The 13,073-nt window shown below is 55.5% G+C and carries 15 protein-coding genes; 5 read left to right on the top strand and 10 right to left on the bottom strand.

Features of this window, described 5'->3' with window-relative positions; translation table 11 throughout:
• Positions 1-40: 40 nt before the first annotated feature.
• Positions 41-607, bottom strand: a complete 567-nt coding sequence (locus SVU69_02090; protein ID MDY6941788.1) for an HPF/RaiA family ribosome-associated protein — start codon at positions 605-607, stop codon at positions 41-43.
• Between the two features lie 311 nt (positions 608-918).
• On the opposite strand from SVU69_02090, the gene sixA reads away from it, so the two are divergent.
• The gene (gene sixA / locus SVU69_02095; GenBank protein ID MDY6941789.1) at positions 919-1,422 is read left to right on the top strand and encodes a phosphohistidine phosphatase SixA; all 504 of its coding nucleotides are present in this window, start codon (positions 919-921) and stop codon (positions 1,420-1,422) included.
• Here sixA and SVU69_02100 read toward each other — a convergent pair whose 3' ends face one another.
• The 5 genes from SVU69_02100 to SVU69_02120 all read right to left on the bottom strand — a co-directional run bounded on the left by SVU69_02100 (position 1,423) and on the right by SVU69_02120 (position 4,918).
• Positions 1,423-2,181, bottom strand: coding sequence for an AAA family ATPase (locus SVU69_02100; GenBank protein ID MDY6941790.1), 759 nt, complete (start codon positions 2,179-2,181; stop codon positions 1,423-1,425). It abuts the gene before it with no gap.
• Positions 2,182-2,215: 34 nt separating this feature from the next.
• On the bottom strand, positions 2,216-3,154 hold the full coding sequence (locus SVU69_02105) for a CHAD domain-containing protein (GenBank protein ID MDY6941791.1): 939 nt from the start codon (positions 3,152-3,154) through the stop codon (positions 2,216-2,218).
• A 197-nt stretch (positions 3,155-3,351) separates the two neighbouring features.
• On the bottom strand, positions 3,352-3,780 hold the full coding sequence (locus tag SVU69_02110; GenBank protein MDY6941792.1) for a UPF0158 family protein: 429 nt from the start codon (positions 3,778-3,780) through the stop codon (positions 3,352-3,354).
• Positions 3,781-3,884: 104 nt separating this feature from the next.
• Positions 3,885-4,379 (bottom strand): hypothetical protein, encoded by a 495-nt coding sequence (locus SVU69_02115; protein MDY6941793.1) that lies wholly within the window; start codon positions 4,377-4,379, stop codon positions 3,885-3,887.
• Complete coding sequence (locus SVU69_02120; protein ID MDY6941794.1) at positions 4,379-4,918, bottom strand: permease; 540 nt, start codon at positions 4,916-4,918, stop codon at positions 4,379-4,381. Before SVU69_02120 ends, SVU69_02115 begins: the two co-directional genes overlap by 1 nt.
• A 146-nt stretch (positions 4,919-5,064) precedes the next feature.
• On the opposite strand from SVU69_02120, the gene SVU69_02125 reads away from it, so the two are divergent.
• On the top strand, positions 5,065-5,370 hold the full coding sequence (locus tag SVU69_02125) for an MTH1187 family thiamine-binding protein (protein MDY6941795.1): 306 nt from the start codon (positions 5,065-5,067) through the stop codon (positions 5,368-5,370).
• Positions 5,371-5,392: 22 nt separating this feature from the next.
• Here the strand turns inward: SVU69_02125 and SVU69_02130 are convergent, their stop codons facing one another.
• The gene (locus SVU69_02130) at positions 5,393-5,833 is read right to left on the bottom strand and encodes a hypothetical protein (protein MDY6941796.1); all 441 of its coding nucleotides are present in this window, start codon (positions 5,831-5,833) and stop codon (positions 5,393-5,395) included.
• Between the two features lie 139 nt (positions 5,834-5,972).
• On the opposite strand from SVU69_02130, the gene SVU69_02135 reads away from it, so the two are divergent.
• The gene (locus SVU69_02135; protein ID MDY6941797.1) at positions 5,973-6,161 is read left to right on the top strand and encodes a hypothetical protein; all 189 of its coding nucleotides are present in this window, start codon (positions 5,973-5,975) and stop codon (positions 6,159-6,161) included.
• An 89-nt stretch (positions 6,162-6,250) separates the two neighbouring features.
• Here the strand turns inward: SVU69_02135 and SVU69_02140 are convergent, their stop codons facing one another.
• The 3 genes from SVU69_02140 to SVU69_02150 are packed head-to-tail and all read right to left on the bottom strand — an operon-like array spanning position 6,251 to position 9,092.
• Positions 6,251-6,736 carry a universal stress protein gene (locus tag SVU69_02140; GenBank protein ID MDY6941798.1) on the bottom strand — a complete coding sequence of 162 codons (486 nt, stop codon included), beginning with the start codon at positions 6,734-6,736 and terminating at the stop codon, positions 6,251-6,253.
• Between the two features lie 48 nt (positions 6,737-6,784).
• A complete protein-coding gene (locus SVU69_02145) occupies positions 6,785-8,587 on the bottom strand; it encodes an adenosylcobalamin-dependent ribonucleoside-diphosphate reductase (GenBank protein ID MDY6941799.1) in 1,803 nt (600 codons plus the stop codon).
• 46 nt (positions 8,588-8,633) lie between these two features.
• A complete protein-coding gene (locus tag SVU69_02150) occupies positions 8,634-9,092 on the bottom strand; it encodes a host attachment protein (GenBank protein MDY6941800.1) in 459 nt (152 codons plus the stop codon).
• 184 nt (positions 9,093-9,276) lie between these two features.
• On the opposite strand from SVU69_02150, the gene SVU69_02155 reads away from it, so the two are divergent.
• Positions 9,277-9,924 (top strand): phosphoribosyltransferase family protein, encoded by a 648-nt coding sequence (locus SVU69_02155; protein MDY6941801.1) that lies wholly within the window; start codon positions 9,277-9,279, stop codon positions 9,922-9,924.
• 319 nt (positions 9,925-10,243) lie between these two features.
• Positions 10,244-13,066, top strand: a complete 2,823-nt coding sequence (locus SVU69_02160; protein MDY6941802.1) for an EAL domain-containing protein — start codon at positions 10,244-10,246, stop codon at positions 13,064-13,066.
• The last annotated feature ends 7 nt before the right edge of the window (positions 13,067-13,073 follow it).

Consider the following 13,073-nt stretch of genomic DNA (forward strand, 5'->3'; position numbering starts at 1 on the left):
CCCTGCCTCCGCGGAGCACCCGGCCGGGTAACGTCCCGATTCAGGCTACGATGTGGTGTTTTCCGATGAGTCGCACGCTGCTCGCTCTCGGTCCGTCGTCACCCATATCTTCACAGAAACGCACTTCGGCACCTTCGGCGAGTTGATCGAAGGAGGCGCCCAAAATGCTGTTTCGATGAAAATAAAGCTCTCTGCCTTCCGGAGTTACGATCTGACCATAGTCCATTTCCGGGAACAGGACTTTGATGCGACCGTGTGGGGGCGCGTCGTGGTATTTCACTTGACCTTTTTGCTTGCGGGCATAGTTTTCAAGCTGTCGTTGCATGGCACTAAATGCGTCCCGAATGGCAACGTAGGCGTCCTCATGCGCTTGTTTGGCCGCAGGATTGCGATTGACGACCAGTTCGGTACCCGGGACAGTCAAGTCGATCCGAATATGATAGATCTTTCCCTTATGATGGTGCTGATGGGGTGCCTCCACGATCACACGGCAGGCGATGATACGGTCGTAGACTTGTTCTAGTTTTCGAAGCTTGTTATCGATTGTTTGTTCGAGTGCGGGTGTGGCCGGTAGGTTGCGAAATGTGACTTGTGGTATTGATTGCATGGTCTGCCTCTCGCTGTTGCCGTGCCCCGCTCAGGGGCTTCAGATGTCGCTGCCAGGTGGCTGCATTCGCAGCTTTATTGTCGATATGTTACCGCGCATGCTGTCGGGTGACGTTGATAACCACCAAACCGAGCAAGTCGATGTTGCGATATCGACCTACTTCTATAGTTATAGATAAGACAATCGGCTTGAGCGAGAAATGACGACGATCAATCCAATTGAGCTCTTTCCTATCGAAAGGGTGGATGGCGGCCAGCCCTGGCCCACGCACGCATGAGAGAGAACCCCAAGAGCGCGGTGGACCTTAGCACATGAAATGCTATCTGATTCGGCACGCAATTGCCGACACGCTACCCCCGGGATCGGAGATGAAGGACTTCGATCGAGCGCTCACCCCGCAAGGTCGCAAGCGGATGGAACGGGTGTCTGCCGGACTCACCGAACTAGGATTTGCTCCTCAGCACATCGTAACCAGCCCGTTAACGCGAGCTCGTCAAACCGCAGTTCTGTTGGCACGGCGGTTTACCTTCGCCCAGCTGCGAGTGGAACCCCAATTGGCGCCCGAGGGGAGTTTCAAACGTTTAGTGAAAGCTTTCAACGAAACCGTTGCGGACGAAGTGGCTTTGGTTGGGCATCAACCCGACCTCGGGCAACTCGCATCGTGGTTACTGACAGGCTCACGCCATGATTGCCAGCTACCGTTCAAGAAGGGGGGTGTTGCCTGCTTGGGCTTGGGCGATCAGATGCAACCAGGGCGCGCAACGCTCCATTGGTTTTTAACGCCCAAGCAGCTCCGGTTGATCGCCAAACCCTGATCATCCCACGGTGAGTTTCAACCGCATAGCAAGCTCCTCCCACAATGCAACGTAGGCCGCCTGAACAGGAGAGTGCGGCGAATATGCGCCGACCGGTGCCTGGTGTTGTCCCATTTGTTCTACCACAGACGCATAGGGAATATACGCGCTAAGAAGGTTAATCAGTTCCCGCGGCGGATTTTCCAGCCATTGTTTGTGGAGCTTGCGCCGACGATCAACCATCGAAAAAAACGGGTGCAGTTTCCGCCGCGGGATCTTATGTTTCTTAAAAAACGCTACGATCTGGTCATATGCCCGGATCGATAACGGTGTGGGTATCAACGGCAGCAGAATCGCATCCGTGGTGGCGAATATATTCTCGGAGAGCGTTGAAAAACTGGGTGGGCAATCCAAGACCAGCAGATCATAGGATTTGTTCAACGGTTCGAGCACCTCGGCCAGAACCTCGGCGGAATTCTTCCTGTCACTGATCATAAGATCCATGTCCCGATACGATTCATCCGCAGGAATCAAAGACAAGTTGTCGTATTCGGTGGGTTGTGCTTGCTTGCCGAGCGATTTTTTGCCCGTAATCAGTTTTTTCGTTTTGACCGAGAGTTTCGGGTCGACGCGAAGATAGAAACTCGACGCCCCTTGTTGATCGAGGTCCCAAAAAACTGTTTTCAACCCTGATCTGGCGGCGATCCAGGCGATATTGACGGCGGTGGCCGTCTTGCCGACGCCGCCTTTAAGGTTATAGAACGCTATGGTTTTCATCATGATTCCTAATCCACGGTCGATGGGGATGCGGCGATCAGCTACTCGCAACCATCCCTTCCAAACCGTATTCCCGCTCCTGGATCCACGCGATCCAAAAGGATTCCATACGCCGGACGAAACACTCCGGACTATCGGCGAACAACCGTCTGCCCAAGATCTCGGCGTGGCTTCGAAGTTCTGCTTGCCGGCGCCCAATCAACCCCAGCATTTGATGCATCGCTTCTTCCCGAATGAACTCGTTTTCATGTTGCAGCACCACCAGCCTTAACACGGCCAGATCATGATCATCGCCCAGAAGATCGGACAAGTGCTTCAAACCGGCTTGCCTTTGGGACATGTGATCAGACCAAACTTTCTTCAGCAGCTTGGTGTGATACCACTGGTCCTTAACGCGCTTTCGCCACTCGTGGAATTGTTCCGCGGTGGGTTGCTCGAAGGCGCTTTGGTAACCACGGCGTCCGCGGCCGTAGATTCGCTCCAAACCGCTCGCCAGGGTGTCGAAACCGGCGGAAGGGAAAGTCCACGCGCTCACGCGCGTGCTTGCCTGCAGTAGGACCCGGCGCAAATTCCCGGTTTTGACCGATAGATCCTGGTCTCCTGTTGAGATGGCATCAAGCCGTTGCTCAAGCACCCTTCGAAACTCGGGTATACCCTGTGCCTGCATCTGAGCATCGAATCGAATATGGAGTTTATCGTAGGCCTCCAACATGGCTTGGGCATCGCGCACTTGAGACAGACTTCGTGCCACGTCTCTAAACCATGCATTTTCCATTGCATATGTGTCACCCAGTTGGTTGCGGACCAGTCGCAGGACGGCGCGGATTTCTTTGAAACGTTTGCGGGCTTCGTGAATTCCTTCGTGTTGATCCGCTCCCTTTCTTTTGAGTTCGCGTCTCGCGCTATCGATGCATTCGATAACCACACGTTGGATTTCTTGGGGAACGGAACTTGGATCGTCGAGTCGGTAGGCCATTGGCTAATAAATTCAAAAATGTAACAAAATTGTAATGCTTTATAACAGAAACGAACGGTGCGATGTCACCGTGCTACTCGGTTGGAAAACATTCATGCGGCTCGCGAAAAAATATCGCCGGCAGGACGGCAGGATTACGATGCGCGTTCACAAAACGAGGGCGGGATGAGAGGCGGCTTGTTTTTTGGCAGTCGCCGTCAGTTCGGCTGCAGCGTCGCGACGATTCCCATCCCCTCGAGCCAGATTCGACCAATTTCCCGATAACACGTGTCTTCGTGCTTTTGCCATTGGGTTTTGATCGGCGGCGTATTCTCCAACGCCTCATGAAATGCCCGGAAAGGACCCTCGCCATCAAGCGCTTCGTTAAGTTTGCGTTTGAACGATGCGGGCTCGAGCGTTTCGACAAATTTCCGCATCATGTGGAGGACTTTTTCAGAGGTGATCGGCTCAATCCAGACGAACCGGTCCGGATTGGCATGGATGCCTTCGAAATCAGGCTCGCCCGTCAGCTCTGGGTCGGGCACCGCGATGATCTCTCCGGTGCGGCGGTCAAGGTACCACTCAGATTCGTCGTGAGCTTGGAGCGCCAAACGAAGCGCCTCCGGGTCGATGGTCAGTGGCGTCATGTGGAGTCCAAAAGAGAGGGCCAACACGATTTGGCCTTTACCATACATCGTGGGTCTTACACGGGAGACCGTCAAGTAGCGATACTGGGTGGTCTTGATGGGACTCAGTTCAGAATCATCACCGCGTGCGTGGTGATGCCCGCTATGATGGGTAGTATTGCGCTGGCCGCCAGCCGACGGACGATGAAACCGAAGCCCATGAGTGGCAGTTCGAATACCAATACGCGATGAAAGGCCAGGGTAGACCAACTGGTCAGCAAGGCCACCAGTTGCGGCGTGCCGGCACCGGCATCAAACAGCGCAACTGCCAGTGGGAATGCGAATATCGGACCGCCGGGCATCAGGCTTCCAAGCAACGAGGCCAATGCAATTCCTTTCAAGCCGGAGCCTTGCCCCAGTATGCCGACGAGGTGATCGGTGGGAATGAGGTGGGATAGAAAACTGGCCGCCAACACCGCCAAGGGCAGCGGAATCAGCAGCGCTTTCATTTGCCCCCACGCTTCCACGGAGGCCTGTCGATGGGCCTGGGGATTCCTGCCTTGAGCGACGATCGCAAGGGCGATCAGAAGCATCGATAAGGTGATGAAAGCACTCAGCATCAGTGGGTGCTCTCCGAGCTTCGGAGACGATGAAGGCGAAACGCGCGGGCCGTGAATCCAGCCACGATGGGAAGCGGTAATGAGACGGCGTAGCGGAGCAATACAAAATCCCAGCCGAGAAAAGGAATCTCCCACACCAGGACCCGACTCAGGCCCAACACAGACCAAGCCGTTACGAATGCGACGCAGATTTCAAACGCGGCACCCGCCTGGTAGAGCGCTAGAACCAGCGGGAAAGCGGCAAAAGGTCCCCCTGGGGTGAGTGCGCCTGCCACCGTCGCGATCAGTAGTCCTCGAAGTCCACTGTTCGTCCCCAGCCAGCTCTCAACGGTTTGACGCGGCAAGAGCACCTGCGCGTATCCGGCGACCAGCAACGCGGCAACCAGGATGGGCATGATCAGCACAATGAGCTGCAAGCCTTCTCCGGTTGCCTCGATAACGGATTCAGCCCCTTGTGTTAGGTACAACCCCACCCCGGATAAGCCCGTCAAGAGCACGAAAAACAGGGTCATATGCCCGCGCTGGCGAGGTGAGTTCATGTTCTAATTGGATTGTTGTGTTGGATGGCACCACGGTGATGCCACTGTCAAACGGCTTGTCGAACGCATGATCCTAACACGTAATCCACCTGACTCGTTTCGGACTCAAAGTCTTTCGACGCCAACGATTCAAAGGGATCGAAAATATGAAAGTCACTGCAGAGATTTGCCTGGTTCCCATTGGGACCGATGTATCGTTATCTCCGTACATAACGGCTTGCGTTCGAGCACTCGAAGAGGCGGGACTAAATCCACAATTGCATGCCTACGGTACGAATATCGAAGGGACCTGGGATGAAGTATTCGATGCTTTGAGATCCTGCCACGAAATCGTCCACCGAATGGGTGCGCCGCGAATACTGACAACTCTGAAAGTGGGCACGCGAACCGACCGGGAACAGTCTTGTCAGGAGAAGATCGACAGCGTATCGGTCAAACTAGCGGACAGTTGAATTGGTAGAATCCAGGGGATGGTCAGGTCGCGCCCGTGTCGGCATATTTCCACAAACAATCGACCACGTGCGTATTGTGGAAACGATAGTTCCAATCGAACGCGAGCCCGAACCGTTGGGCGGCAAACCGCGCAATGGCCGCAGACCGAGAAACACCCATCTCACAGTGTACGATCAAGCGAGTGGGGCCATCCTCGAGCAGGTGCCAGCGATCGAGAAACGCGATGACCTGCTCGGCATGCGTATCGCTGAAAATGATACAAGGGCCAGGCAAGAGGTCGTCCCCTGGCCAGTCGTCAACCCTGACCAGATCATGGAACTGTAACCGGAGGATATCTCGCCAACCCTCGCTTATCGAAGCCGGAGGGCGATGAGGGTCGGTTACGGAGATGACACATCCGTCAGTATTCGGACTGAGTTGCTCAGCCGCGTAGCGAGAAGTGAAAACGACGTCGGTGAACATGTCAGTTTTATTTCGTTGCGCAAGAATGGTTAGCAAAACTCAACCGACTGCCGGGTCAGCGGCTCTGTCTTGTGGAATTGTCTGCTAGTTCGGAACAAAAATAAAGCACTGAGATGTAACCTGTCGCGAGGCTGAAAAAATGACCGAGCAAGGAATGCTTCCCCGCGGTGAGCGATTGAGGCGAGCCGTCAAATGGCTTTCAGAACAAGAACGCAAAGACTTGAAAACGGTGGAGGAGGCGTGTCGACGTTTTGATCTTTCTCCTTTGGAAGAAGACTTTCTCCTCAAATACTTTCTTGATCGCGGCCAGGATGAAATCTCGCCTTAACAGACACGCCGCTCGATTTCTCCATCCCCGCCGAACTTGGTCGCTGCGTGTTTCGGCTCAGGCGGCGCTTCTTAATCGACCGACAAAAATCAGCGAATCAGGGTAACAGGGCAGTTCGCCGCTTGTGTTACGCGCAGCGCCACGCTGCCGAGCAACAGCTCTCGAATGTTACCGGCTCCCCGCCGGCCGAGGATAATCAAATCGATCGGTTCGTTTTCGGCCATTGCCAGGATTTCCGTCGCAGGGTCGCCATCGCGCAAGGTGCACGCGATCTCCAAGGCACCGTGTAGCCGTGCCAAAGCTTCCGCCTCCGTCAGAATGGTCCGGCTTTGGGCCTCGGCGGATTCCGATAGGACGTCAAGCACGCTGGCGATTTCGGCCGTATCCCGTTGGTCTGCCGGTCGCGACTGCAAGTGTGTCAAGTAAGCCTGGAGTTGTTGCCGAGCGGGCACGGCTTTCTGGACAGTCATCAAGTTCAGGTCGCATGGCAATGCCGCGGCCATTTCGCTCGCGAAGATGATCGCACGGTTGGCGACGTCAGAGCCGTCCACAGGAACCAGAATACGGTTAATCATAAAGCTCTCTTGGTGTGATCAGATCGCATGTGCGAACGCTAACAGTGGTTACCACGAAGGGTCAGGATGGCAAACGGGGCCGCAGCGAGCAACAACGTCTCTGGCATTGCCCGTCGTCCGGAAAGCAGTGAATCCCTTCAATCCGGAATCATAGGCCTGCGAATACAAATCGCAAAAGCGACCGAAAGATTGCGCTTTGGGTACGTTCACCGTTTTCGAGATGGCATTGTCCACATAGGGTTGCAATGCGGCTTGCATGGCCAAATGATCTGCCGGTGCCAATCGATCCGCTTCCACAAACCAATCCGGCAATGGGCCGCTCGCGCTGTGACGGGCACGCCATAGACTGAACGCATAATCATCCAGAGCGTAGAACCGTTGCGTACCATCCGGCTGACGAATCGAACGCTCCTGATGGAAACCAAACACGGGCTCAATCCCGCTGGATACATTATCTGCCAACAGGCTAATGGTGCCGGCGGGAGCGAACGCAAGCAGATGGCTGTTTCGGATGCCGAAGGTGTAAATCGCGGATTTGAGATCATCGGGCAGCGTCTCGATGAATGCGCTTTCGAGATAAGCATCTCGATCAAAGAGCGAGAATGCGCCTTTCTCCCGCGCCAAATCGATTGAGGCGCGATAACTCGCATGACACACGACGCGGGCGATATTGGCGCCCACATCACGAGCGGCTTGCTGTCCATAATGCAGCCCCAGCATCAACAGTACGTCAGCCAAGCCGGTAATACCCAGTCCGATCCGGCGTTTCCTTTGAGCCTCGGTTTGCTGAGCGGGAAGGGGATAGCCGGAAACGTCGATCGCGTTGTCCAGCATGTGAACGCCGATGGTAGCCGTGTGTGCGATTCCGGACCAATCCAGTCGCGCACGCAAGGTGAATGGATCGCGGACAAAACGCGTGAGGTTAATCGAACCCAATACGCAGGCGCCGTATGGCGGTAATGGGACTTCTCCGCAGGGATTCGTTGCGGTGATGTGCTCACAGTAATGGAGGTTGTTGCTACGGTTTATTTGATCGATGAACAAAACACCGGGTTCGCCGGTTTCGTATGCGGACCGCATCAGAGCCCGCCAGATCTGACGAGCCGGGACACGTTTGTGCACTCGGCAAGGGACGGCAGCTTCGAATCCGGGCCATGGCCGCATCTGGATATCGCCGGACTCGCTCCGGGACTGGCTTGCGGGAAATACCAGGGACCAAGCCTGATCGGCTCGGACCGCCGCCATGAACTCATCAGTGATCAAAACGGAAAGATTGAAGTGGCTCAACCTTCCAGATTGGGCTTTTGCTTCGATGAAGCGCAAGACATCCGGATGATCACAACGCAAGGTGGCCATCATGGCGCCTCTTCGCGCGCCGGTCGAAAGCAAAGTCGCGCACATGGCATCCCAAACATGCATGAACGAGACCGGACCAGAAGCCGTGTTGCCCGTGTCCCCCGCAGTTTCGCCGAAGGGTCGAAGTGTGGAAAAGTCGTAACCGACGCCGCCGCCTTGCTGCATGGTTAGAGCGCCTTCCCGGAGCGCGGCGCAAATTCCGTCCAGGCTGTCGGCGATCCGCCCCATCACGAAACAGTTCATGAGGGTGACACGTCGCGCCGTTCCCGCACCGGCCAGGATTCGCCCACCGGGTAAGAAACGTAAATCCTTCATTACATCGAAAAAGCGATGGCGCCACTGATCGCCGTGGGTCTTCTCGCTTTGCGTCAGCGCCCGAGCGACTCGCCGCCAGGTATCCTGGGGGGTAGTGTCGCCAGTGTCGTTCGCCCGACGATCACGATAGCGGGTTTCCCAGATATGCTGTGCGATCTCTGTCTGAAAAGGCTCTTGCATCGTGTCGACCTGATTCGAAAGCCGATATCGGCGCGCGGCGAGGTCGCTATGTACGTTGAGTGGGCAGGTGATCGGGTAAGTGCTGACGAATCTGATCGGGGCTCTCGAATGGCATGAGATCCAAATCCAGCTCCAAGGTGACGTGTTGCATGACGGTGTTATCCAGCGCTTCACGCAGCAATCCGAGAAAATGAGGGGCCGCGATGAGAATCAAATGTTGGTAATCTCCGGTGTGCCGCGCCTCGGTAAGGTGACGCGAGAGCTCGCGCGCGAAGTCGACCTCGGCCTGCTCTTTGACCGAATGAGCCTTACCCATCGCATGCCGGCCCTGGCCAAAGCGATCGAAACTGCGACCGGGACGATCGCTTTCTTGGTCCCGTCCGGGCTGACGACCAGCGTCGTTGTCGAAGGTCGCGGTAAGACGAAGATCATCAGCCCCGGTGTCGGTCGCATAAATGCGCGCCCGTCCAGCATCGGCAGTAACAACCCAAAACCGGTTTTTCATAATCAAGTCCTCGCAAATCGGCTCCCAGCGCCCTGAAAAACGGGTGGAATCACATCAAACACTAGTGGAGAACCGAGCGTATTCAGTTGACGTGTATCAATGCCCCGCTACAAGCTTGGCATATTTTACGGCCGGATAACCAAGATTGGGGTAACGCCCCAATCGGTTGTAAGGAGTCCGAATCGTGTTCGTGAATCGTCAAGATGCGGCCAGGCGGTTGGCCGACGCATTAAAGGCTTACGCGGCCGACCGCCCGGTGGTGGTGGCGATACCGCGAGGCGCGGTGCCCATGGCGGCCACGATCGCCGAAGCGCTGCATGGTGATTTGGATGTCGTTTTGGTCCGCAAATTAGGCGCGCCGGGAAACCCTGAGTTTGCGATCGGTGCCGTGGACGAAGCGGGGCATGTCTATCAGCCCAAACATGCGGTCAGATTAAAAATACCCGCAGAATATCTGGCATCGGAGAAGGCGCATCAGTTGGCGACTTTGCGGCGTCGACGTGACCAATACACCCCCGGATTGAAACCGATTGACCTGACTGGGCGAACGGTGATCGTCGTCGACGACGGAATCGCCACCGGAGCGACCATGGTAGCGGCGCTGGACGCACTGAGGGCGCGAGACCCCAAGCGGCTTATTGCGGCGGTGGGTGTCGCTCCACCCGACACGCTGTATTTGATTGAGCAACATGCCGATGAGGTTGTGTGCCTTGAGGCACCGATCGAGTTTTACGCAGTCGGGCAGTTTTTTCAGGATTTTTCCCAGGTCGAGGACTCGGAAGTGGCAGAAACACTTCGACACTTTCGCGAGCCGCAACCCAATCAGAAATGATTTCTTATAAGGCCCGCCATTGAGTCAAACGTGATAAATTGCGGATCTATTTCCAAATGTGTTGCTGAGCCTTGTGCTTGATTGAACGTCATGTCTACTTTATCGACGCCGCGACGATCTGTCGTCAGCCGACGTGATCAGCCTATGACGTTGATCGACTTCTCAATATCCCCAGCGCAAAAGTCGGGCAGTATGTAGGATTCCCCCATACCATCTCCTAGCGGTTCACGCTAAAGTTTTTGCCAAATGACCGGCTACCTTATAGCGTCAGCGGCTATTCGCCGCCGCTTCGTAGCAGTACCTCATCAGGAACGCGGGCATGTCTGAAAATTCCGAAATCCGCATCTTGTACGTCGACGACTATGAGCCAGATCGGGTTCTGGTGCGTGATGCGCTCGAACGGAGCGGCGAACCGTTCACGCTGATCGAGGCGACGGGAAAGAGTGATTTCGAGTCCTGCTTAGATCAAGGCGGGTTCGAACTGGTGCTCAGCGATTTCAATATTCTCGGATTCGAGGGCTTGGAAGTTCTTCAAGCCGTGCAAGAACATCATCCAGACGTTCCGGTCATTATCGTCACCGGGACTGGGTCAGAAGAGGTCGCTGTCGCCGCTATGAAACGTGGGGCGGCCGATTACCTCATTAAGACGCCGGAACAGATTCGTCGCCTGCCGCACCTCATTCGAACCGCGATCATCCATCGTGAAGCGCAACGAGCGCGGGATCGCTTGGTGGCTATTTGTGAGGTGACATCAGACATTGTCGGAACCGCACGCCCCGATGGCCGCCTGACGTATATGAACACGGCGGGCAAGCGCTTTTTTGGCCTGACCGATTCCCAGATCCAAAACCGAAACGTGAGCGCGCTCCATCCACGTTGGGCGCTGGATCTGATTATGAATGATGGGATTCCAATGGCCATGCTGGAAGGCGTCTGGCACGGGGAAACCGCCATCATCGAAGCCAGCGGGGAGGAGGTTGCCGTATCCCAAGTCATCATCGCGCACAAAGATGCCCGTGGCCGTGTGCCGTTCTTGTCGACTGTTTTGCGCGATATCCGCGAACGTGCCCGAGTCGAGAAAGCGTTGAAGGAGAGCGAGGCGCGTTATCGGCTTATCAGTCAACAAACCGGCCAGTTGATATACGACTATAACTTGGAAAAAGACACTGTAGAGTGGACGGGCGCACCAGAACAAGTGGTCGGTTATAGCGCCGGTGCGCTGGCAGATATCGATATGCAGCGCTGGTCGGAATGGATCCATCCCGACGAACGCGAATGGGTGCGACGCCGTTTTGCGGCAGCGGTCGAACACGGGACTGACTATCACGCCGACTACCGATTACGCCACAAAGACGGCGAGTATCGTTTCGTATCGGCGAACGGCGTGATATTGAAAGACGAATCGGGACGTCCGAAGCGAATGCTGGGAACGGTCAATGATGTCACCTCGCGTCAGCAATCGGAACAAGAGCTTCGGTTGGCGGCGCAGGCCATGGAAAACACGGCGGAAGCCATCATTATCACCGATGCCGACTACCGGGTCGTCCGCATCAATCAAGCCTACACGGAAATAACCGGTTTCACCTTGGACGAGGTGCACCATCAACATCCTCCTCACCTCGAAGTGGCTTGGCGTAATCGTGTGGCGGAGGATTCTATTGCACCGAGCGATGGATGGCAGACTGAGATTCATTGCCGTCGAAAAACCGGAGAGTATTTTCACGGACTCGTCAGTGTCAGCACCGTTCGAGACGACATCGACAGCGATATTCACCACGTCATTGTCTTGAGTGACGTCTCACGGATACGGGATTACGAACAGCGGCTGGAATTTTTGGTGAATCGGGACGCCTTGACCCACTTGCCCAATCGCTCGTTGCTCACCAGTCGATTCGAAGAAGCCATTGGCGAGGCATCCGCAGATGGCAGTGTGGTCGCACTTTTGCTGCTGGATTTGGATCGATTCAAAACCATCAATGAATCCCTCGGACACCACGCCGGGGATCACTTACTAAAAGAGGTCGCAGAGCGACTGCTCGTCTGCGTTCCACAGGCGGCGACGGTCGCTCGATTAGGGGGGGATGAATTCGCCGTCATTTTGCCGGATCTCGAGCGACCATCCGACGCGACTGAGATTGTCAACCAACTGTTGCGAGCGACGAGTGAACCGTTTGAGCACCTAAGCCACCGCATCTTTACCACCGTCAGCGTCGGTGTGAGTTGCTACCCGCATGACGGGCGCGATCTTTCCTCGTTGCTCAAACATGCCGACGCCGCACTCTATCAAGCCAAAGCAAAGGGCAAAAACACCTTCCAGTTCTTTTCCGAAGAGATGAACACCAAAGCGGTTCGTACCTTGGTGCTGCAAAATAATTTACACCAAGCCATGGAACGAAACGAATTCGAGTTGGATTACCAACCGACGGTGGACATGCGCTCCGGGGAAATCACCGGCGTAGAAGCCTTGATTCGATGGCGTCATCCGGAACTGGGACGCATACCGCCGGGTGATTTCATCCCACTGGCCGAGGAAACGGGTATTATTGTCCCGGTCGGTGAATGGGTGCTCCGTACCGCCTGCCAACAGGCGAAAACCTGGGAAAAAATATCAGGCCAACCCATCCACATGGCGGTTAATCTATCCGCCCGGCAGTTTAACCAATCCGATTTGATCGAGCGCATTCAATCGATCTTGGCCGAATCCGATCTCGATCCGGCCTTGCTCCGCCTGGAAGTGACCGAGAGCATGGTGATGCCCGACCCCGTCGGTGCGCGACGTATTTTGTCGGATATCCATGATCTCGGAATCCTGATTGCCATCGACGATTTTGGGATGGGCTACTCATCACTCAGTTACCTCAAACAGTTCCCAATCGACTACCTCAAGGTCGATCGTTCGTTTGTGACGGGCATTCCCGATGACCTCGACGATGTGGCCATCACCAACGCCGTGATTGCAATGGCCCACAGCCTCAATCTTCGGGTGATCGCGGAAGGCGTTGAAACATCTGAGCAACGTGAGCACTTGACGGATTGGCAGTGTGAGGAAGGGCAGGGGTACTACTTTTCCAAACCGGTTTCGCCTGATGAGATCGATCGCATGCTTGCAGAGCGGGTCCTACCCGTTGCGATGCAAGCGTAAGGCCACG

It is taken from the genome of Pseudomonadota bacterium (genome assembly GCA_034189865.1).
Classification (GTDB): Bacteria; Pseudomonadota; Gammaproteobacteria; order UBA5335; family UBA5335; genus JAXHTV01.

Bases quoted from the DNA above. Each gene is read 5' to 3' on its own strand.
- SVU69_02140 (MDY6941798.1), bottom strand. From the start codon at position 6,736: ATGATTAACCGTATTCTGGTTCCTGTGGACGGCTCTGACGTCGCCAAC.
- SVU69_02110 (MDY6941792.1), bottom strand. From the start codon at position 3,780: ATGACGCCACTGACCATCGACCCGGAGGCGCTTCGTTTGGCGCTCCAA.
- SVU69_02115 (MDY6941793.1), bottom strand. From the start codon at position 4,379: ATGCTGAGTGCTTTCATCACCTTATCGATGCTTCTGATCGCCCTTGCG.
- SVU69_02145 (MDY6941799.1), bottom strand. From the start codon at position 8,587: ATGCAAGAGCCTTTTCAGACAGAGATCGCACAGCATATCTGGGAAACC.
- SVU69_02120 (MDY6941794.1), bottom strand. From the start codon at position 4,918: ATGAACTCACCTCGCCAGCGCGGGCATATGACCCTGTTTTTCGTGCTC.
- SVU69_02100 (MDY6941790.1), bottom strand. From the start codon at position 2,181: ATGATGAAAACCATAGCGTTCTATAACCTTAAAGGCGGCGTCGGCAAG.
- sixA (MDY6941789.1), top strand. From the start codon at position 919: ATGAAATGCTATCTGATTCGGCACGCAATTGCCGACACGCTACCCCCG.
- SVU69_02150 (MDY6941800.1), bottom strand. From the start codon at position 9,092: ATGAAAAACCGGTTTTGGGTTGTTACTGCCGATGCTGGACGGGCGCGC.
- SVU69_02125 (MDY6941795.1), top strand. From the start codon at position 5,065: ATGAAAGTCACTGCAGAGATTTGCCTGGTTCCCATTGGGACCGATGTA.
- SVU69_02105 (MDY6941791.1), bottom strand. From the start codon at position 3,154: ATGGCCTACCGACTCGACGATCCAAGTTCCGTTCCCCAAGAAATCCAA.
- SVU69_02135 (MDY6941797.1), top strand. From the start codon at position 5,973: ATGACCGAGCAAGGAATGCTTCCCCGCGGTGAGCGATTGAGGCGAGCC.
- SVU69_02160 (MDY6941802.1), top strand. From the start codon at position 10,244: ATGTCTGAAAATTCCGAAATCCGCATCTTGTACGTCGACGACTATGAG.
- SVU69_02090 (MDY6941788.1), bottom strand. From the start codon at position 607: ATGCAATCAATACCACAAGTCACATTTCGCAACCTACCGGCCACACCC.
- SVU69_02130 (MDY6941796.1), bottom strand. From the start codon at position 5,833: ATGTTCACCGACGTCGTTTTCACTTCTCGCTACGCGGCTGAGCAACTC.